The 20,619-nt window shown below is 60.7% G+C and carries 15 protein-coding genes, 1 tRNA gene and 1 pseudogene; 6 read left to right on the forward strand and 11 right to left on the reverse strand.

Features of this window, described 5'->3' with window-relative positions; genetic code table 11:
- Positions 1-2: 2 nt before the first annotated feature.
- The 3 genes from ABWV42_RS19075 to gabT form a co-directional block, all read right to left on the reverse strand.
- On the reverse strand, positions 3-1,433 hold the full coding sequence (locus ABWV42_RS19075) for an aldehyde dehydrogenase family protein (RefSeq protein WP_353341575.1): 1,431 nt from the start codon (positions 1,431-1,433) through the stop codon (positions 3-5).
- A gap of 111 nt (positions 1,434-1,544) precedes the next feature.
- The gene (locus ABWV42_RS19080; protein WP_353341576.1) at positions 1,545-2,759 is read right to left on the reverse strand and encodes an acyl-CoA dehydrogenase; all 1,215 of its coding nucleotides are present in this window, start codon (positions 2,757-2,759) and stop codon (positions 1,545-1,547) included.
- Positions 2,760-2,771: 12 nt separating this feature from the next.
- Positions 2,772-4,076, reverse strand: a complete 1,305-nt coding sequence (gene gabT, locus ABWV42_RS19085) for a 4-aminobutyrate--2-oxoglutarate transaminase (protein ID WP_353341577.1) — start codon at positions 4,074-4,076, stop codon at positions 2,772-2,774.
- 133 nt (positions 4,077-4,209) lie between these two features.
- Here gabT and ABWV42_RS19090 point away from each other — a divergent pair.
- The 3 genes and pseudogenes from ABWV42_RS19090 to ABWV42_RS19100 all read left to right on the forward strand — a co-directional run.
- Positions 4,210-4,392 (forward strand): annotated as a pseudogene (locus tag ABWV42_RS19090) (helix-turn-helix domain-containing protein); the annotation flags it as partial.
- Positions 4,393-4,791, forward strand: a complete 399-nt coding sequence (locus ABWV42_RS19095; RefSeq protein ID WP_353341629.1) for a cupin domain-containing protein — start codon at positions 4,393-4,395, stop codon at positions 4,789-4,791.
- Positions 4,792-4,827: 36 nt separating this feature from the next.
- The gene (locus tag ABWV42_RS19100; RefSeq protein ID WP_353341578.1) at positions 4,828-5,934 is read left to right on the forward strand and encodes a CaiB/BaiF CoA transferase family protein; all 1,107 of its coding nucleotides are present in this window, start codon (positions 4,828-4,830) and stop codon (positions 5,932-5,934) included.
- 92 nt (positions 5,935-6,026) lie between these two features.
- Here ABWV42_RS19100 and ABWV42_RS19105 read toward each other — a convergent pair whose 3' ends face one another.
- The 5 genes from ABWV42_RS19105 to ABWV42_RS19125 all read right to left on the reverse strand — a co-directional run bounded on the left by ABWV42_RS19105 (position 6,027) and on the right by ABWV42_RS19125 (position 14,178).
- Positions 6,027-7,346 carry a TRAP transporter large permease gene (locus ABWV42_RS19105; protein ID WP_255109978.1) on the reverse strand — a complete coding sequence of 440 codons (1,320 nt, stop codon included), beginning with the start codon at positions 7,344-7,346 and terminating at the stop codon, positions 6,027-6,029.
- Between the two features lie 44 nt (positions 7,347-7,390).
- Positions 7,391-7,966 carry a TRAP transporter small permease subunit gene (locus ABWV42_RS19110; protein WP_255109976.1) on the reverse strand — a complete coding sequence of 192 codons (576 nt, stop codon included), beginning with the start codon at positions 7,964-7,966 and terminating at the stop codon, positions 7,391-7,393.
- 1 nt (position 7,967) lies between these two features.
- The gene (dctP, locus tag ABWV42_RS19115) at positions 7,968-8,981 is read right to left on the reverse strand and encodes a TRAP transporter substrate-binding protein DctP (protein ID WP_255109974.1); all 1,014 of its coding nucleotides are present in this window, start codon (positions 8,979-8,981) and stop codon (positions 7,968-7,970) included.
- 392 nt (positions 8,982-9,373) lie between these two features.
- Positions 9,374-11,794, reverse strand: a complete 2,421-nt coding sequence (locus ABWV42_RS19120) for a GcvT family protein (protein WP_353341579.1) — start codon at positions 11,792-11,794, stop codon at positions 9,374-9,376.
- Complete coding sequence (locus ABWV42_RS19125) at positions 11,791-14,178, reverse strand: GcvT family protein (protein ID WP_353341580.1); 2,388 nt, start codon at positions 14,176-14,178, stop codon at positions 11,791-11,793. The genes ABWV42_RS19120 and ABWV42_RS19125 overlap by 4 nt, the downstream gene beginning before the upstream one ends.
- A gap of 112 nt (positions 14,179-14,290) precedes the next feature.
- Between ABWV42_RS19125 and ABWV42_RS19130 the strand changes: the two genes are divergently transcribed.
- The 3 genes from ABWV42_RS19130 (at position 14,291) to ABWV42_RS19140 (ending at position 18,193) form a co-directional block, all read left to right on the forward strand.
- A complete protein-coding gene (locus tag ABWV42_RS19130) occupies positions 14,291-15,256 on the forward strand; it encodes a LysR family transcriptional regulator (protein WP_353341581.1) in 966 nt (321 codons plus the stop codon).
- A 100-nt stretch (positions 15,257-15,356) separates the two neighbouring features.
- Entirely contained in the window at positions 15,357-16,889 is a 1,533-nt protein-coding gene (locus ABWV42_RS19135) for a trimethylamine methyltransferase family protein (protein ID WP_353341582.1), read from the forward strand.
- Positions 16,886-18,193 (forward strand): aspartate aminotransferase family protein, encoded by a 1,308-nt coding sequence (locus tag ABWV42_RS19140; RefSeq protein WP_353341583.1) that lies wholly within the window; start codon positions 16,886-16,888, stop codon positions 18,191-18,193. Before ABWV42_RS19135 ends, ABWV42_RS19140 begins: the two co-directional genes overlap by 4 nt.
- A 10-nt stretch (positions 18,194-18,203) precedes the next feature.
- Here the strand turns inward: ABWV42_RS19140 and ABWV42_RS19145 are convergent, their stop codons facing one another.
- From ABWV42_RS19145 to ABWV42_RS19155, 3 genes are all read right to left on the reverse strand, one after another.
- Positions 18,204-18,959: a sulfotransferase-like domain-containing protein gene (locus tag ABWV42_RS19145; RefSeq protein WP_353341584.1), complete on the reverse strand. Its 756-nt coding sequence runs from the start codon at positions 18,957-18,959 to the stop codon at positions 18,204-18,206.
- A 129-nt stretch (positions 18,960-19,088) separates the two neighbouring features.
- Positions 19,089-19,165 (reverse strand) — tRNA-Arg (locus tag ABWV42_RS19150).
- Positions 19,166-19,225: 60 nt separating this feature from the next.
- Positions 19,226-20,614 (reverse strand): sensor histidine kinase, encoded by a 1,389-nt coding sequence (locus ABWV42_RS19155; protein WP_353341585.1) that lies wholly within the window; start codon positions 20,612-20,614, stop codon positions 19,226-19,228.
- Between the last annotated feature and the right edge of the window lie 5 nt (positions 20,615-20,619).

Consider the following 20,619-nt stretch of genomic DNA (forward strand, 5'->3'; position numbering starts at 1 on the left):
CCTCACCCCGCAAAGCTGTAGGCGGTTTTCACAGCGGTATAGAACTCCGCCGCATAGCGCCCCTGCTCACGCGAACCAAAGGACGATCCTTTGCGCCCGCCAAAGGGCACGTGGTAATCAACTCCCGCCGTCGGCAGGTTCACCATCACCATGCCCGCCTCGCTGAGACGCTTGAATTCACGCGCAAACTTGAGATTCGAGGTACAGATCCCCGAGCTCAGCCCGAACTCGGTGTCATTTGCCACCGCCAGCGCTTCATCGAAATCCGATACCTTGATGATGCTGGCACAGGGGCCAAAGATCTCTTCACGGCTCGAGCGCATCTCGTTGGTCGCGTTCACGAACATCGCAGGTGCCTGGAAATACCCTTCGGTCTCCAGCGCCAGACGTTCCCCGCCAATCACCTCGGCACCTTCATGCTTGGCCACGTCCACATAGCTGAGGTTGTTGAACAGCTGTTTCTCCGACACCACCGGCCCCATCTGCACCGAAGAATCGAGCGGGTTGCCGATCTTCAACGCCTGCGCTTCGGCGGCAAGACGCTCGACAAAAGCGTCATGAATGCCCGCCTGCACCACGATCCGGCTCGACGCCGTGCAGCGTTGACCGGTCGAGAAGAACGCCCCGTTCAAAACGGTCGACACGGCAATATCCATGTCCGCGTCATCCATGATGACCATCGGGTTCTTGCCGCCCATCTCGAGCTGCACCTTTTTCATGCCCTTCGCCGCCTCGACCGCGAGGTTGCGGCCCACCGGCACCGAGCCGGTAAAGGACACCGCATCAACCTCGGGGTGGGACACAATCGCATTGCCAACAACCGATCCCTGCCCCATCACGAGGTTGAACACACCCGCAGGACATCCGGCATAGTGGATGATCTCCGACAGGATATGCGCGCTTGCCGGTGTGAGATCGGCCGGCTTGAACAACACCGTGTTGCCATAGGCCAGCGCCGGCGCGATCTTCCACGCCGGGATGGCAATCGGAAAGTTCCAGGGCGTGATCAGGCCAATCACACCAACCGGTTCACGCACGACATCAACATCCACATCCGGGCGCACCGACGCTATGGCATCCCCTGCCACGCGGATCGCTTCGCCTGCGAAAAAGCGGAAAATCTGGGCCGCACGAGCGGTTTCACCGATGGCTTCGGCAAGGGTCTTGCCTTCTTCCCGCGCGAGAACCCGACCAATGTCTTCCTTTCGCGCGAACAACTCCTGCGCAATCGCCTCCAACAGGTCCGAACGCACCTGTGGCGAGGCATTGGCCCACCCCGGCAATGCCGCGCGGGCGGCCTGTGCGGCCTGATCCACCTGGTCCGCCGACGCACGGGCGAACAGGCCGATTACTTCGGAAATGTCGGCGGGGTTGCGGTTCTCGACGGCATCCAGCCCGTCGACCCAGTCACCTGCGATAAGGTTCTGTTTCATGGAAGTCTCTCGATCTCGGGAAGGGAATATGTGGGGAAAGCCGGGGGAGCTGGCTTTCCCCAGGACTGAAGGGCCACTGGGGATAGGAAGACCGGGGCCCTTCAGAAAGGCTTAGGCAAAGGCCTGCAGGCCGGTCTGTGCGCGGCCCAGGATCAGGGCGTGCACGTCGTGGGTGCCCTCGTAGGTGTTCACGGTCTCGAGGTTCACCATGTGGCGGATCACGTGGAAATCCTGGCTGATGCCGTTGCCGCCGTGCATGTCACGCGCCACCCGCGCGATGTCCAGCGCCTTGCCGCAGTTGTTGCGCTTGATCAGCGACACCATCTCCGGCGCCGCCTGCGCCTCGTCCATCAGCCGCCCGACCCGCAGCGCCGCCTGCAGGCCAAGGGTGATCTCGGTCTGCATATTGGCCAGCTTCAGCTGGAACAGCTGGGTCTGCGCCAGCGGCTTGCCGAACTGCTTGCGATCCAGACCGTATTGGCGTGCCGCGTGCCAGCAGAACTCGGCCGCCCCCATCGCGCCCCAGGCAATGCCGTACCGCGCCCGGTTCAAACAGCCAAACGGCCCCTTCAGACCCTCGACATCGGGCAACAGCGCGTCTTCGCCGACCTCGACATTGTTCATCACGATCTCGCCGGTGATCGACGCCCGCAGCGACAGCTTGCCCTCGATCTTCGGCGCGCTCAGACCCTTGGTGCCCTTGTCCAGCACGAAACCCTTGATCTTGCCGCCATGCGCCTCGGACTTGGCCCAGACCACAAAGACATCGGCGATCGGCGCGTTCGAGATCCACATTTTCGAGCCGTTCAGCACATAGCCGCCGTCAACTTTCTTCGCCACGGTCTTCATCGAACCCGGGTCCGAACCCGCATCCGGTTCGGTCAGGCCGAAACAGCCGATCCATTCACCGCTCGCAAGCTTGGGCAGGTACTTCATGCGCTGCGCTTCGGTGCCATAGGCATAGATCGGATACATCACGAGGCTGGACTGCACCGACATCATCGAGCGATAGCCGCTGTCGATCCGCTCGACCTCGCGCGCCACCAGACCATAGGTCACGTAACCTGCGCCGATGCCGCCAAACTTCTCGGGGATGGTGGTGCCCAACAGGCCCATCTCGCCCATCTCGCGGAAAATCTCCGGATCGGTTTCTTCCTTGGCAAAGGCCTCGGTGACGCGGCTCATCAGCTTCTCGTCACAATAGGCCTTGGCCGCATCCCGCACCATGCGCTCTTCTTCGCTCAACTGGCCTTCCAGCAGGAACGGATCCTCCCAGGAAAACCCGCTCAAACCAGGTTGCGATTGCGGGGCTAGATCTTTTGCCATGGGTGTCTCTCCTTATTCCGCAGCCTGGGCGGTCGTGTTGATGGCCGCCTCGATCGAGGCTTCAAGAATATCCAGTGCTTCCTCGACCTGCGCCATCGGCGTGGTCAGCGGCGGCAGCAGGCGCACAGCATTGCCGCGGGTGCCGCAGGGCAGGATGATCAGCCCGCGTGCTTCCGCCTCGGCAACAATTGCCTGGGTCAGGGCCGCATCCGGATTGTTGGTTGCGCGATCGGTCACCATCTCAAAGGCGACCATGGCGCCAAGGCCACGCACATCGCCAATGGCTTCGTTGCCCTGACGCGCCGCCATTTCGGTCAGGCGTGCCTTGATCGCATCCCCGATCTCGGTCGCCTTGGCGCAGAGGTCTTCCTCCTCGATCACGTCGAAAACGGCGTTCGCCGCGGCAACGGCCAGCGGGTTACCGGCATAGGTGCCGCCGATGCCGCCCACAGGGGCAGCATCGACGATTTCGGCCCGACCGGTCACGGCTGAGAGCGGGAACCCGCCAGCCAGGCCCTTGGCCATGGTCACCAGGTCGGCGGCCACGCCCGCGTGTTCGAAAGCAAAGAGTTTGCCGGTCCGGGCAATCCCCGCCTGAACCTCGTCGGCAATCAGGATGATGCCATAGTCGTCACAGATCTTGCGCAGCGCCTGCAGGAATTCCGGCTGCGCCACGTTGAAGCCGCCTTCGCCCTGTACCGGCTCGATGATCATCGCCGCCACGCGTTCGGGATCGATCGAGCTTTTGAACATGTTGTCCAGAACCGCCAGCGATTGTTTGACGGTCACGCCGTGGAATTCATTCGGGAAGGGCGCATGCAGCACCTCCGGCGGCATCGCACCAAAGGCCTTTTTGTAGGGGTTCACCTTGCCGCACAGCGCCATGCCCATAAGGGTCCGGCCGTGGAAGGCGCCCGAAAAGGCGATGACGCCCGAGCGGCCAGTGTAGGCACGTGCCATTTTAACCGCGTTTTCAACCGCTTCGGCACCGGTGGTCACCAGCATGGTCTTCTTTTCAAAATCCCCCGGCGTTGCACCGTTCAGACGCTCGGCAAGCGCGATATAGCTCTCGTAGGGCGCGACGTGGAAACAGGTGTGGGTGAAGTCTTCCGCCTGTTTGGCAACCGCGGCCATGACCTTGGGGTGACGGTGGCCGGTGTTGTTCACGGCAATGCCTGCCGCAAAGTCGATGAACCGCTTACCGTCTGCATCCCACAGTTCCGCATTCTCCGCACGAGCGGCATAGATGCCGCGTGTCGCAACACCCTTGGCAATCGCCGCCTCGCGGCGTGTCTTGAGGTTCTGGCTAACGCTCATGCGCGAATCTCCTCTGTCTGCGCTTTGATTCCTCGCTTTTTATTGCTCATTATTTTGAACTTTGCTACCTGTAAATTGCGCAACATCACGGGATTCGCTTATTCTGATGGAAAGAAATGGAGGATATGACGTGATGACGGACGATTTTGACGTTGGCGGCCGACTCAAGGCGCTCAGAAAGCAATTTGGCATGTCTCAAAGGAAGTTGGCAGAAGCTGCCGGCGTCCCTCACGGACAGATTTCAATGATCGAAACCAACCGCAGCAGCCCTTCAGTGGCATCTTTGCGCAAAATTCTAGGCGGTTTCGGCGTCACCATGTCGGAATTTTTTGAGCCAGAGGCCATCAGCGCCCAAAAACCGTTCTTCACCCCGTCGGAAATGCGCGACCTGACCTCGCTGCTGTACCAGGGCGACGAACTGGCGCTTCAGAAAATCGCCATCCGGCAGGTCGGCGACGCCAAGGCCCACAACCTTCAGATCCTGCACGAAGTCTACGAGGCCGGTGCTGATACCGGTGCCTCGATGATCGAGCATGACGCCAACGAAGGCGGCATCGTGGTCTCGGGCGAAATCGAAGTCACGGTCGGCGATGAAATCCGCATTCTCAAGGCCGGTGATGCCTATCTCTTCAACAGCCGCGAACCCCATCGGTTCCGCAATGTCTCGGATCGTCCGGCCGAAGTCATATCGGCCTGCACCCCACCATATCTCTAGTCCCCGAACAGGGCTCTCAACGCGAAGGAAACGCACATGTCCCCTCTCGAAGGTTTGAAAGTGGTCGAACTGGCCCGCATACTGGCCGGTCCCTGGATTGGCCAGTCGTTGGCTGATCTTGGCGCCGAGGTGATCAAGATCGAAGCCGAGAATGGTGATGACACCCGCACCTGGGGCCCTCCCTTCATCGAACGCGACGACGACAAGACCGCCGCCTATTACTATGCCGCCAACCGCGGCAAGACCGCAGTGACCGCCGACTTTCGCACCGAAGAAGGGCAACAGAAGGTCCGCGATCTCATCAAGGATGCCGACATCCTGATCGAGAACTTCAAGGTAGGCGGCCTTGCCAAATACGGTCTCGACTATGACAGCCTGAAGGACCTGAACCCACGGCTGATCTACTGCTCGATCACCGGTTTCGGCCAGGACGGCCCCTATGCCCAGCGCGCTGGTTACGACTTTCTGATTCAGGGTCTCTCCGGCCTCATGTCGATCACCGGCGAACCGGATCGCCAACCGCAGAAGGTGGGCGTTGCCGTCACCGATGTGGTGACCGGTCTCTATGGCACCATCGGCATCCTTGCCGCCGTCGAACAACGCCACCGCACCGGCAAGGGGCAACACATCGACATGTCCCTGCTCGACTGCGCGACCTCCATGCTGGCCAATCAGGCTATGAACTACCTTGCAACCGGCAACAGCCCGATGCGCAAGGGCAACGACCACCCCAATATCTCGCCCTATCAGGTTCTGCCCACCAAAGACGGCCACATCATCCTCGCCGTCGGCAACGACGGTCAGTTCCAGCGGTTCTGCGACGTCATCAAACGTCCCGACCTTGCCTCGAATGGCGACTACGCCACCAACGGTCTGCGCGTTTCCAACCGCGAAGCCCTGACCGCCGAAATCGAATCCTCCCTGACCGGATGGCTCTCGGCTGACCTGCTGGCCGCGCTGGAAAAGGCCACCGTGCCAGCTGGCCCCATCAACTCCATCGGTCAGGCGTTTGACGACCCCCAGATCAAGGCCCGCGGCATGGTGATTGAACCAGAAGGCATCAAAGGCGTTCGCGGCCCGTGGAAATTCTCGGATGCAGAACTGAAACTCGACAAGACGGCACCAGTCCTGCCGCGCGGCTGAGACCACCTGCAAACCAAAAAAGAAGCCGCCTCAAGAGGCGGCTTTTTAGTTGGGGAAAACGGGTTGGCACAGGCGCGCCAACCTTTTTGGTTTCAGAACAGCAATCCGGGCAGCCAAAGCGCGATTTGTGGAAAGGCCACCACCAGCCCGAGGCCGATGATCTGCAACGCCACAAAGGGCAGGGCCGCCTTGTAGATATCGCCGATGGTGATCTCCGGCGGCGCCACCGACCGCATATAGAACAGGTTGTAGCCAAATGGCGGCGTCAAATAGGCCGACTGCATCGACAGGATGAACAACACCGCGAACCAGGTGGTATCGAACCCAAGGTCACGCACGATCGGCACGAACAAAGGCACGGTGATGAAGACAATCGCAAAGTCATCTAGGAACATGCCCAGCACGAAATAGGTCGCCAGCATTGCGACAATCACCAGCATCGGGCTCAGCTCGAAATCCTCGATCAACTCACCAACGATCATGCCCGCACCAAGACCCACGTAGATCTTCGAAAAGAACACCGCCGCGATGGTGATCCACATCAGCATACCCATCAACTTGGTTGTGGTGATCATCACATAGCGCAGCATGTCCCAGTTCACCCGGCCATGCAGCGCGGCAATCACCAGCGCCCCGAAAGCACCGATGGCCGAGGCCTCGGATGGCGAGGTCACACCGCCGATGATACACCCCAGCACCGTCGCGATCAGCACCCCCGGCGCAATCAGGTGGCGCAGGGATTTCAGCTTTTCGATACCACTGAACCGCTCTTCCGCAGGCGCGGGCGGCCCCAGATCTGGATCAATCCGACAGCGGATCAGAACATAGAGGATATAAATACCCGCCAGCATCAGCCCCGGCATCAAGCCGGCGGCAAACAGCTTGCCCACGGAATCCCGGCTCAGGAAGGCGTAGATGATCATCAGAACCGACGGCGGGATCAAGAACCCGAGCGCCCCGCCCGCCATGATCGTGCCCGTGACCAGCTTCTTGTCATAGCCGCGCTTCAGCATCGCGGGCAGCGCAATGATGCCAAGCGACACGGTTGCTGCACCTGACACCCCTGCCATCGCCGCGATCAAGGCACAGATGATGACCGTACCAACCCCAAGACCGCCGGGCACGCCGCCCATCAGTTTGTGGATCATCTCGAAAAGATCGTCGGTTATGCCCGACCGCTGCAACACGAGGCCCATGAAGATGAACAACGGCAGCGCCACCAACAGGAAGTTGTCCATCGCGCTGTAGGTCGAACTCACAAGGAGCTCGAGACCACCCGGCCCCCACAGCATATAGGCGCTTCCCACGCCGGATATTGTCAGCGCCCATGCCAGCGGCGATCCCGCCGCCATCAGGGCCAGCATCGACAGAAACATGATCGCGGTAATGGCCAGCGGATCGAGTTCAGCCATAAGTCTTCCTCCCGGACGGCCTGCGCCGCCCTCGCAGATGCGCCCTAGTCTTGAGCGGCTTTAAGTAGTTCCGGATCGATATCGCTTTCCACCTCACGCTCGCGCGGGTCCACGAAATCAACGCCCAAAAGTGTCAGAACCGACCGCAGCAATTCCGCGATGTTCTGAAGGATCACCAGCCCCACCGCGACGGGGATCACCGTCTTGATCGGATAGATCGCAGGCTGCCAGATACTCTTGTTCGAATACTCACGCACCGCCCAGCTGTCCGCCGCAAAGCCGACCGCCATCTTGAAGAAAACACCCAGAACAACGAGACCAATGGCAAAGATGATCGTGTCGAAGAAGGCTTTGCCACGCTTGTTCAACAAGCCGTAAAGCACTTCGGACCGCACATGCCCCCGGTGGCGCAACGTATAGGCCCCCGCCAACATGCAAAAAGCCCCGTACAGCATGGTCGAGGTTTCATGCGCCCAGATGGTCGGCGCGTTCAGGAAATAGCGGGCGATGATCTCCAGCATCAGCACGGCAATCATCGCCAGCGTCAACCAGGAAATGGCCCGCCCGACGAACTCGGACAGGCCATCCTGAATGACAAGATATCTTGTCACCAGGCGCATGTTACAGGCGGCCTTGCGCCTTGGCGTTCGCGATCAGCGCATCAACCAGCGCCTTGTTGCGCTCCGAGCGCGCAGCCTCTTCCGCCCAGACACCCTGTGCCGCCTGGGTCAGCGCCTTGGAGTCGGCATCCGGCAGGGTTGCGTACTCAAAAGTGCCTTCGGCGACGCCTTCGTTGCCTTCAGCCAGCCACTGGTGGATGTCATCGGCAAACTGCTGGATCGCGGCTTCAAGGATCTGCTTGTGCTCATCCGACAGCTTTTCCCAGACCGCAGGGTTGGCAAGGAAGGTCTCGGTCCACCCCGGCATTAGCATGTTCATGAAGGTATAGTTCTGCGCGGTTTCGTGCAGCTTCAGCTGCTCGTACTCAACCGGGCCACCGTAGATCGCACCGTCGATAACACCGGTCGACATGCCGATATAGAGTTCCTGCGCCGGCAAATAGACGGTCGGAATGTCGAACGCCGACAGAACCTTTGCAACGTTCGACGTCGCACGGATTTTGCGGGTCTTCAGGTCCGCCAGCGACGTGACCGGCTCTTTGGTCAGCAGGTCGTAGTTGTGACCATAGCCCTTGCCCAGGTAAACGGCACCTGCATCGGCATAAGCCGAGGTCAGCAGCGCATCAACTTCGGCGCTGTCGAACAGGGCCTTGGCCTCGTCAACGCTTGCCCAAGCGCCGGGAAGACCGGCCTCGATGTTGCCCACATCGATCTGACCCGACCAGTAGCCACCGGTGCCATGCACGATGTCGATGGTGCCCTTGGCAACTGCATCGGCAAACTGATCCGACGCAACCAGCTCACCACCACGGAAATACTGAATGCGCAGGGTGCCGTTCGAGGCATCCTTGACCGATTTGCGGAACTTCTTCGCGATATGGTCGATCTCGGTGCCATAGAAGGTGTGAAAGCGCAGACGCACGGTGTCGGCTGCGGCAGTGGTTGCCACCGAAGCCACAACAGCGGCACCGGCCAGGGCGCCCAGCGCGGCGCGACGGGAGAAAGTGAATTTCATGAGTTTTGTCCTCCTTGTGGGGCCGAAGCCCCAATCTTCTGCGCTGCTCTGGACCGGAAATCTGCGCGCACCCCGTCGTCAGCGTAGGTCCGACCTACAACGCCAAAACACTCTGCGCAATAATCTATGCACTACAAAGGCGCATTTGACGCAATATTACGAATTCTTTCACAGTCGGAATTTCCAATTTTCTAACTCTTATTTATTTTTTTCAGATACTTAAATTGAAAAAATCAAAGACACGCGCAGAAAAACAGCACAAATTTCCACACTTTTAATTTCATAAATTTAGAGCGCTTTTTCAGATCAGCCGCCCACAAAACAAAGAATCAGCGCATTAAACGCCGACTCACAGTCGCTCTTTTTTGACAAATTTGGCCGCCCGGAACACCCTATTCCGCCTGTTTCAGACGCAGGTTCTCCGGATCATAGGGGGCCTTTTCAAGAACGCGTGCCAAGCGCCGACGCCCAAGAATATCCACCTCCAGCCCCTCACGCGCATTCCGGTCCCGCAAAAAGGCAAGCGCCAGGGTCTTCCCGGTCCGATGCCCATAGGCCGCCGAGGTGACAACACCAACAACCCGCTCCCCCTGAAGCACCCCATGCGCAAAATACGGATCGATTTCGGAGGTTTCGACCTCAAGCAACACCATGTCCCAGCGATCTTCGGCCTGCATACGTTCCGCCAAAGCCTGCTTGCCGACAAAGTCGTGCGCCATGTCGATCAGGAACCCCGCGCCACTTTCCGCCGGGGTTCGCTCGGTGGTAAAGTCCGACCCCCAAGCCCGATACCCCTTTTCAAGGCGCATCGCGTTCATTGCGTAGGCGCCGAAAAGACCGGCACCATGCGTTTGGCCCGCGCCTTCAACAGCCTCAAAAACTTCCCGCATCCGCTCACGGGCGACATGCAACTCCCAGCCCAGTTCGCCCACGTAGGAGACTCGCAAAGCGCGCACCGGAACACCCGCCACCTTGATCTCGCGGACAGCCAACCAGGGGAACCCGGCCCCAAAATCCGCATCCGTCAGCCCCGACAGAACCTCGCGGGATTTTGGCCCCATCACACCAAGCACACCAAAATCCTCGGTGACATTGGCGATCTCGACATCGAACCGGTCACTCCGTGCACGCAACAGATCTTCATCCATTTCTTCCGCCGCCGCCGCCGAGGTCAGGTAAAACCGATCCTCTGCCAGCGCACTAACGGTGAATTCGGCCTGTGTTCCCCCTGCCGGTGTCAGCGCATGGGTCAACCCCACGCGCCCCACCTTGGGCGCAAGGTTGCAGCCCAACGCATCGACGAACGCCCGCGCATCCGCACCGGTCACTTCGAACTTCGAAAACACCGACAAGTCGGCAAGGCCAACTGATGTCTGCACAACCTCACACTCACGCCCGACAGGCTCGAACCAATTCGACCGCCGGAACCTTGGAACGCCCACGTCCCCGACTTTGTCACTGAACCAGTTCGGGCGCTCCCAGCCATGTGCCGCTCCCATCACTGCGCCGCGCTCGACCATCAATTCATGCAAAGGCGACAATCGCTTATCACGCGCCGCAGGCCTTTCTTCGTGCGGATAATGCACACCGAACTGCAGCCCAAAGCATTCAACCGCCTTTTCCACGCGATAGTCCCGATCCGCCCAGGCCCCGAAACGGCGGCTGTCGACAGCCAGAGCATCCATCGGCGGCGCGCCATGCGTCATCCAGTGCGCAAGGAACCACCCTGCCCCACCCCCTTCCATCACCCCCATCGATGATCCGGTCAGCAACCAGGCATTTGGCACCCCGTGCGCAGGCCCGATCAACGGATTGGCATCCGGGGTAAAGGTGATGGGCCCATTCACCACCGACTTGATCCCACCGGTCTCCAGCGCCGGTATTCGCGCCATCGCGGCCATGATGATATGCTCGACCCGATCAAGATCCGGTGGCATCAGGTCCGCCCCGAAATCCGGCGGGCACCCGTCAATCGACCACGGCTGCGCATCCTTTTCATAGGGTCCAAGGATCAACCCGTCCCGTTCTTGCCGCACGTACCAGCTTTCTTCCGGATCGCGGATCATCGGCAATTCCGCCAGACCCTGACTGATCCGATCCGCAACCGCGGGTACGGTGTCTGTTACGAGATATTGGTGCAGAACCGGCACAGACGGGATGTTCACACCCATCATTTGCCCAACTTCCCACCCCCATGTACCCGCGGCGTTCACGATGTGCCGCGCCCGGATCGTCGCCTTTTCTGTCTCCACGATCCAGAAGCCACCTTCGCGCCGGATCGCCTTCACCGGATTGTATCGCAGGACAGTCGCGCCGTTCGTCCGCGCCACCTTGGCCATCGCGTTGGTCGCAAGCGATGGATCAACATGGCCGTCATCCGGCTCGTAGATCCCGCCCAATATCCCTTCGGTACGGGCGAGGGGATGCAACCGCGCCACGTCATCCGGCGTCAGCATCTGCAACTCATACCCGGTGAACCGGCTTAGCCCCGCAACATGGGCGAATTCGTCCATCCGATCCGGATTCGACGTAATCCGCATCGCGCCAGATCGGTGAAACCCGCAGGTATCGCCTGTCTCCTCCGGCAAGATATCGCGATACAAACGCACCGACGTCGCCCGCAGCTCCTGGATCGTAGGGTTATGGGCAAAATGCGTACACAGCCCCGCAGCATGCCACGTTGATCCATGGGTCAGATCGTTCTTCTCGGTCAGAACCACGTCCGACCATCCCGCCTTGGCAAGATGGTACATCAGCGACACCCCCATGGCACCGCCACCAATAATCAGTACCTGCGCCTCGGTCGTGCTCATCCCCGCATCCTCTCACCTTTAGGATCGAACGGCGGCCGCAGCAAAACATCTGCTGCATAGCATCGCCCAGCGATCTCGATTTCGAATTTCCGTTCCGCCGTCGCCGCCAACGCTTCGCCGGGTGCGATCTCGACCACCCCCAAGGCAAGCGTCTTTCCCGTCCGCACACCGCGCGCCCCGCTTGTGGTCAGCCCCACAACACGGCCATTCTCGCGGATCGGCTCGTCATGCAGAACAAGCGGATGGCCCGGCAGGTCAAACAGAACCAATCGCCGCGACAGCCCTGCCGCGCGCTGAGCTTCGAGTGCCGCTTTCCCAAGGAACTCCTTGGACCAGTCCACCGCAAACCCAAGCCCGGCCTCCAGCGGTGAAATCTCGGGGCCAAGGTCATGCCCCCAATGGCGAAACCCTTTTTCAATCCGGCACCCATCCAGGGCAAAGTGCCCCATCGGACGCGCGCCTTGTGCGATCAAGGCGTCAAAAACCTCCCCGGCCTCACTCACAGGGATCCACAGTTCCCATCCCAGCTCACCAACGAAACTAAGCCGTGTCGCAAGGGCGTTTTTGCCTGAAATAGAGACTGATCTTGCCGCAGAAAACGGAAACGCCCACAAGTCATCCGGCGATACCGCCGACAGGACGTCTCGCGCCTTGGCCCCCATCACACCGATCACGACCTCATCCTCGGTGACATCGGAAATGCGCACATCCCAGCCACCCGCGTGACGCCGCAACCAAGCCATGTCTTTCCACCGCGTTGCCGCCCCGGAGGTGATCCGAAACACAGCCTCTCCGCGCCGCAGGATCGTGACATCCGCTTCGATTCCACCGCGTGCATTGATCATCAGCGTGTACACGGCCCGCCCCACCGGCACGTCCATGTTGGCAGTTGTCAGGTGCTGCAAAAACGCCAGCGCGCCCGGCCCTTCCACATCGAATTTGCCAAAGGGTGAAAGGTCCAGAAGAACCGCCCCCGTCGCCATTTCCGCCGCCTCCCGACAGGCCACCGGATACCAGGCCTGCGCCCCGACCGAATAGGGCAGATTGCGTTCGCTATTGTCACGGGCATACCACAACCCGCGCTCCCATCCGGCGGTGACACCAAACACGGCCCCCTGCGCCGCCCAGCGCGCGTGCAGCGCAGACGTCCGCAATCCCCGCCCGGCCTTGGCCTGCTTGAACGGCCAGTGCAGCGCAAAGGCATCGCTCACCGCCTCCTGCATGCGGGTTTCGATGTGCTCCTGCCCGGCCGCACGCGGGTCGACCCGCGCTATATCCACTTCCCAAAGATCCATCGGCGGCTCTCCCGCCAGCATCCAGTCCGCCAGCACGCGCCCGACACCAGCCGAAGACATCACCCCAACCGAATTCATACCCGCAGCAACATAGAGGTTGTCGATTTCCGGTGTCTGCCCGATCAGGGGTTTGGTATCCGCCGTGAAACTTTCGGGACCATTCATGAAATGCTGGATGCCCGCCTTCTCCAGCCCCGGCACAAGCGCCAGCGCCGCCTCCATGAAAGGCGTGAACTGGTCCCAGTCTTCCGGTAATTCGAGAAACGGACGGTTTCCTTCCGGCCCAAAGGCATTCCAGCATTTGGCATTCGGCTCGAACCCGCCAAACACCAGCTTTCCGGCATCTCCCTTGATATAAATACCCCGATCCAGATCACGCAGCACGGGGTAGGGATTGGGCAATCCCGCCATTGGCTCGGTCACCACGTACATGTGCTCAACCGCCTGCAGGGGCAAAGCCACGCCCGCCCTGTCCGCCAACCGCTTGGACCATGCCCCGGCACACAGCGCCACCTGATCCGCCAGCATCTCCGCGCCATCGGCCAGCCGCAAACCCTTGATGCATCCGCCTTCCACCAGCAGCTTTGCCACCTCGACACCCTCGCGGATATCTGCCCCCTTCAACCGCGCGCCCTTGGCATAGGCCATACACAGGTCGACCGGATTCACATTGGCGTCTTCATCGACCTTCAGCGCCCCAATAATCCCATCCAGCGCAAGTCCGGGCACCTCCACACCATCGGGCCCAACGACGGACGGTGTCAGGCCGAAGTGCCGCCCAAGGGCCGCGATCCGGTGCAACTCGTCCATGCGCGCCTCTTCACGCGCCAGCCAGTAACCACCCGTCTTCCGGTATCCGGTAGACAACCCCACTTCGTCTTCAAGTTTTGGGAACAGCTCGCCCGCGTACATCGCCAGACGGGTCATGTTGGGCGTTGCCCGCAATGGCCCGACAATGCCCGCCGCATGCCAGCTTGTGCCGCTGGTCAACTGGTTGCGCTCCAGCACGGTCACCCGCACCCGACCGGCAAGATGATAGGCAAGCCCAAGGCCAATCGCCCCGCCCCCGATAATGATGACATGCGTCATGCGCCGGTCGCCTCCCTGCCTTGCACCGCGTGACACCACGATTGACTTCGCACAGGGGCCGGATCAAGAATTTGCGCCTAGAATTAGAAAGACTAATGAAAGTCAGAACCAGATGAAGAAAACACAGGCGGAATCAGACATTAACCTGCTGCGCGCCCTCGAAGTTTTCATGGCCGTGGCCGATACACGCCATGTCACCTCGGCGGCAACGGCCCTTGGCATGACCCAATCCGCCGTGTCCCAGCAGATCAAAAAACTGGAATGGGCGCTACACGCCACTCTGTTTGATCGCGCCCACCGCCCGCTTGAACTCACCCACTCCGGTGAAATTCTGCACCGCCGCGCTTTCCGCATCCTGAACGAAGTCGAAGATCTGCGCTCCGACCTGCGCTACGTGCAGTCCACATCCCTGCCCATCCTGCGCGTCTCCATGCTGGCCTCCATCGCCACCACCCTGACCACCGGCATCCTCGACATGGTCCGCTCCGAACTCGCCATCCCGGAACTGAGCCTTGCGGCGGGCCTGGCAACGGATCACCAACTTGCCCTCAACACCCGCAGCACCGACATCGCCATCACGTCGGACCCCCAGTTCGACCTCTCCGACTACACCACGATCCCAATTCTCGAAGAGCCCTTTTATCTCGTTCTTCCAGAAGGTTACAAAGGCGAAACCAGCGACATTACTGAAATCGCCCGCCACCTTTCGTTTGTTCGCTTCAGTTCGGATGCCCCGGTAGGCCGGCGCACGGACCAGCACCTACAACGCTGCCGGGTCGACTTGCCCCGCTCGATGGACGCCGACCGCGCCTCGATGGTTGTCGCGGGTGTCATCACTGGCAAGTGCTTTGCCATCCTCACACCTAGCCTGCTGATCGACGCCATCGCCGAAGGCATGGCCCTGCGGGTAGAACCGCTCCCGTTCACCGGTTTCAAACGCTCTGTCCTCGCCATCCACCGCACCGGCGAACTCGCCGACATACCGCAACAGATTGCAGCCAGAAGCTGCCACCTCCTGCGCCAGAGTTTCGAAAAACTTCTGCCACAGGTCGCGGGCGACGTCATTTACCACCACTAATTCACATTATTAATGGTCCTAATACTGCGTGGTTTTGCTGTGCGGATCACGATTTCCTTGCCATGTCTGAAACACCAGACCACGCGCAGGGAGGTCCGACATGGCCCGTACATCGCCAAAACGCAGCGGCAGACGCGAACGCATGGCCGCCCGTGCGGCCAAATCCTCTCTTGCCGCACCCTACACCCTTAATCGCATCGGTCAGGTCAGCCTGATTGATGACGAGGCGATCGACATCATCGAACGCAACGCTGACCGTATCCTCGATGAAATCGGTATGGAGTTCCGCGGCGATCCCGACACGCTCGCCCTATTTGCCAAACACGGTGCCCGGGTTTGCGGCGAGCGTGTTCGCTTTGATCCCGGCTGGTGCCGCGACAAGATCAAGACGGCCCCGCCAATCTTCACCCAGCACGCCCGCAATCCCGAACGGTCCATCCAGATCGGTGGCAAGGCTCAGGTCTACGCGCCCAGCTTCGGCCCTCCGTTCGTTCACGACATGGAAAACGGCCGCCGCTACGCCACGCTCCAGGACTTCAAGAACATCACCAAGCTGCATCACAGCCTCGGCGCGGTAAACCATTCCGGCGGCGTCGTGGTTGAACCGGTCGATGTGCCCGTCCCCCTGCGGCACCTGCACATGGCCCACACCCACCTCACGCTCAACGACAAGCCGTTCATGGGGGCCGTCACCGCCCCCGAACGCGCCCGCGACACCATTGAGATGTGCCGCATTGCCATTGGGCATGACTTTGTCGACAACAACTGCGTCCTCTACTCGGTGGTGAACACCAACGCCCCGCTGGTGATGGACGAAACCATGCTCTGGGCCCTCAAGGAATACGCCCGGGCCGGGCAATGCACCGTGGTCTCCCCCTTCGTGCTGGGCGGGGCGATGTCGCCGGTTTCGGTGGCGGCCACGCTGGCGCAGGTTCTGGCCGAAGTCATGGCCTCGGTGGCCCTGATCCAATTGATCCGCCCTGGCGCTCCTGCCGCCTTCGGCACCTTCTTTTCCCCGATCAGCCTCAAGACCGGTGCCCCCACCTTCGGCACTCCGGAAGGCACCCAGTTCCAGATGTGCGCCAAAACACTGGCCGACCGCTTAGGGCTGCCGTTCCACTCGGTCGGCGGCCTCACCGCTGCCAAGGTTCCGGATGCGCAGGCGGGCTATGAATCACAGGCCCAGCTGATGGGCGCGACGCTGGCCGGCGTGAACTTCATCATCCATGCCACCGGTTGCCTCGAAGGGCTGTTGACCACAGGCTACGAAAAAATCGTCATGGACGCCGACCGCTGCGCCGCCATGCAGCGTTTCACCCAGGGCGTGGATGTCTCCGAGGCCGCACAAGCAATGGATGCCTTTTTCGAAGTAGAACCCGGCGGCCACTTCCTTGGGGCCCAACACACGCAAGACAACTTCGAAACCGCCTTCTGGATGGGCGACATGTCCGACAACGGCACCTACGAACAGTGGCACGCCGAAGGGGCACTCTGGACCCATGATCGCGCCACCGCCCGCGTGAAAGACCTGCTCGACAGCTATGAACCACCGGCACTCGACGCCGGTATCCGCGACGCACTTGATGAATTCGTGACCCGCCGCAGCCGGGAAATCGAGGGAGAACAGACATGACCCTGCACACTGACTGGACACTGAGCGAAACAGCTGATCGGCGCGATAACTACTACGCCGCCAGCCAGCGCAAGTTCATCCCCTTCAAGGACCCGATGGTCTTCAAAAAAGGTTCGATGCAATACCTTTGGGACGTTGAAGGCCGCAAGTATACCGATCTGCTGGGCATGAATGTCTGCATCTCGGTCGGCCACTCGCACCCCAAGGTTGTGGCCGCCGCGATGGAACAGGCACAGGAACTCACCCATTGCACCACCATGTTCTATCACCCCGTCCCGGCCCACTTCGCCGAGGAACTGGCCGCCACCATGCCAAACCCGAACGGCGATATCGAATGGGTGGTGCACTTCACCAATTCCGGCTCCGAGGCTATCGACCTCGCGATGACCATGGCCCGAAGCTACACCGGAAATCTTGACCTGCTGGCCCTGCGATCTGCCTATCACGGCCCCACTGCCGCCGCACAGTCGATCACCGGCATCTCCGGCTGGCGTCACCCCGGCATGCCCGGCAACGTCGCCTTTGTCGCAGAGCCCAACCAATACCGCGGCATCTTTGGCCCCGGCACCGCCCCCTACCTCGACGAGGTCGAACGTACCATCCAGACTGCCACCACAGGTCGGATTGCCGGCATGTTCATCGAAAGCGTACAAGGGTACGGCGGCATTATCGAAATGCCCAAGGGCTACATGAGCGGTGCCGCGGAACGGGTTCACGCCGCAGGCGGCCTGCTGATTGCCGATGAGGTGCAGGCCGGGTTCGGCCGGACCGGAGATCACATGTGGGGGTTTGAACGCGACGGCGTCATCCCCGACATCGTCGTGATGGCCAAGGGTATCGGCAACGGCTTCCCCCTGGGCGCGGTCGTGGCCCGCAAACACATCGCAGCCCCTATGGCCGAAAAGTTCATGTTCCACACCTATGGCGCCAACCCCACGTCCTGCGCCGCCGGCCGCGCGGTCTTGCAGGTCATCAAGGAAGACAAGGTTCAGGAAAACGCCCGGGCCGTCGGCGCGGCCCTGCTGAAACGACTGCACGCGCTCAAGGACAAGTATTCCGCCATTGGCGACGTGCGCGGTCGCGGTCTCATGCTGGCGATCGAGATGGTCAAGGATCGCACCACCAAGGAACCCGATCCGCAGACCACCGCCGCGGTTTTCGAAGCCTGCCGCGAAAGCGGGTTGATCCTGTCCAAATCCGGCGCGTTCCAGTCCTGCCTGCGCATGGTGCCGCCAATGTGCCTGTCACTGGAAGACGTGGATCAGGTCCACGACGGCCTCGATCGCGCCTTCGCCAGCCTCTGATTGATAAATCTCAGGCGCCCAGCGCTTGGGAACACAGGTATTCGTAATGCGGTTGATGATGCGCCAGATACTGGCGCATCGCCGGATGATCGCCGCTCATCGCCTCGAACTTCGCCTTCTGGGTTGCAACCTCCTCGGCCGTGATCGGGCGAATCCCATTCGATCTGGTCACATCCGAATGCCACCCTTCGACCTGCTTCCAGTCCTCTGGTTGCGCACCCTGCCAGTCAAAGGCGTGATCCGCAGGCGCCAGACCGAGCTCGGCCCAAAGCGCGCTCAACACGCCCCTGGCATCGCCACGAATATCCTCGGCCCGGATCACGACCGCTTTCTCGCCAGCCGCCACAAGGGCCTTATGATGCTCTGCCTGCGCCTCAAGCCCGATTTCGTCCAGAGTCACCTCCGGATCCAGCTTGAAGTAAGACGGGATCGACGCAACCGGATCACGCACAAGGAAACAGTTCACCAACCGCCCCTGCCAGACCTCGTCTTTCAGGATATGCGGCATGACATAGAAACTCATGTCCTTGATGAACACGGGCTGCGCTTCGGCCTCCGTCAGAAGCATATCGCGCACCGCCTCATAGCTCACGGGATGCCCGTCCTGAGGTTCGAAATGCGGCATCACCCGAACCTGCCTCTCAATGTAATAGTCATACATGAACGGCTCGTGGAAACAGCGCAGATCCCCCCGCTCCCGCATGATCCGCTCGGTCGCCGTCGACATGGATCGGGGATGAGACCAAAGCGCGATAATCGGGTGCATGAATGTCTCCTCAAGGCAAATCCTGTCTTCAAACCTGCAAGGACCGCGCCTCGCATGTCACGCCTGTTTGCGACTTTTCCGGAGAAAAAAGTAAGGCCCAGTCGCTGTGGACTGGGCCTTGGAATTCTATGGCGCTCTGGGGAGGATTCGAACCCCCGACCCCTTGATTCGTAGTCAAGTACTCTATCCAGCTGAGCTACCAGAGCGCGGTGAAGGGGGATTTAGAGTGTATGCTGGAGAGTCGCAAGAGCAAAAAGTAAGTTTTTTCAACTTTCTGCCACATCACCCTTCGGAAGCCTTATTTTAAAGGCCGTACCGCCTTCGTCACTCGACAAAAGATCCAGCGTCCCTCCATGCCCGCCAATCAGCTCGGCCGAAATCGCAAGCCCCAATCCTGAACCACCTTTGCGCACCCCGCCCTGGAACGGTGTGAACAGGTGCTCACGCGCCTTGGGCGGCAATCCGGGGCCGGTATCACGCACAGTTACGATCCACGCATCCGACTCCTCGACAGCGGCAACCGCGATTTCGCCCGGCACGCCGGTGGCAACAATCGCCTGCCGCGCGTTGCGCACGAGGTTCGACAGAACTCGGTACAACTGCTCGGGATCGGCCCGCATCACCATGCCCGCAGGAATGTCTTCCGCAAAGCTCAGGTCGAACTCGCCAATCGCCAGACGCTCGCTCTCGATCACGTCAGACACAAGCTGCCCAAGGTCCACCTGGCACAGGCGCGGGGGCGGTTCTTCCGCCTTGCCAAAGGCCAGCGTGCTTTCACACAGGTTCACCGCCCGCGTGATCGAATTCACCAGCTTCGGCGCCATCCGCTTCACCGTCGGGTCTTCGCTCATCTCGATCCGATCCGTGAACAACTGCGCCGACGTCAGGATATTGCGCAGATCGTGGCTCACCTTGGCCACCGCGCCACCCAGCTGCGCCAGGCGCTCTTTCTGCTTGAGCGACGCCGTCAGTTCGATCTGCAACATCTCCAGCGCTTCTTCCGCTTCGCGAATCTCCACGATCCCGGCCGAGGGGTGAATGATCCCGCGCGCATCTTCGGGGGCCTTGGCATAGGCCTGCATATAGCGCACCACGCCCTTGATCGGCTTCACGAGAATCCCGCGCACCGCAAAGAACAACAGCGCCGCCGTCACCGCCGAGATCACCAGCGAAAGCCAGAGAACATTCAGACCGTATTCGATCATCGCCGACCGCAGCCCCGATGTCTCCATCGTCACCTCGATCAGCAAACCGGCTTCGCGCACCGGCGAACCGATCACCCGGATAACCTTCTGATCGGTCTCGAACAGCCGCATCATGGCATCGCCGATCAACTCGGGCGCACCGGCATCGCGCATGTCAAACGTGGCATCAATCGGCTGTGGCATCGGCGAGGTCAGGATCAACTGCCGCATCTCGTCCCGCCGCAGCACCACGTTGAAAACGCCCGCATTGCGCAGCAGTTCTTCTTCCAGAGACGCATCGATCATGTCGTCCGCCAAAAGCGCTAAGGACGCGATCTGCGCCCGCTCCAGCCGTGACAGCAAATAGTCTTCCCGGAACCGCGCCACCGACGGCACGAAGATCAGGACTTCGGCCACCATCACGAAGATGATGGTCAGAAACAGGAATCGACCCGATAACGTGTTGAGCATCCGCG

It is taken from the genome of Pelagimonas sp. KU-00592-HH (assembly GCF_040369695.1).
Lineage (GTDB): Bacteria > Pseudomonadota > Alphaproteobacteria > Rhodobacterales > Rhodobacteraceae > Shimia.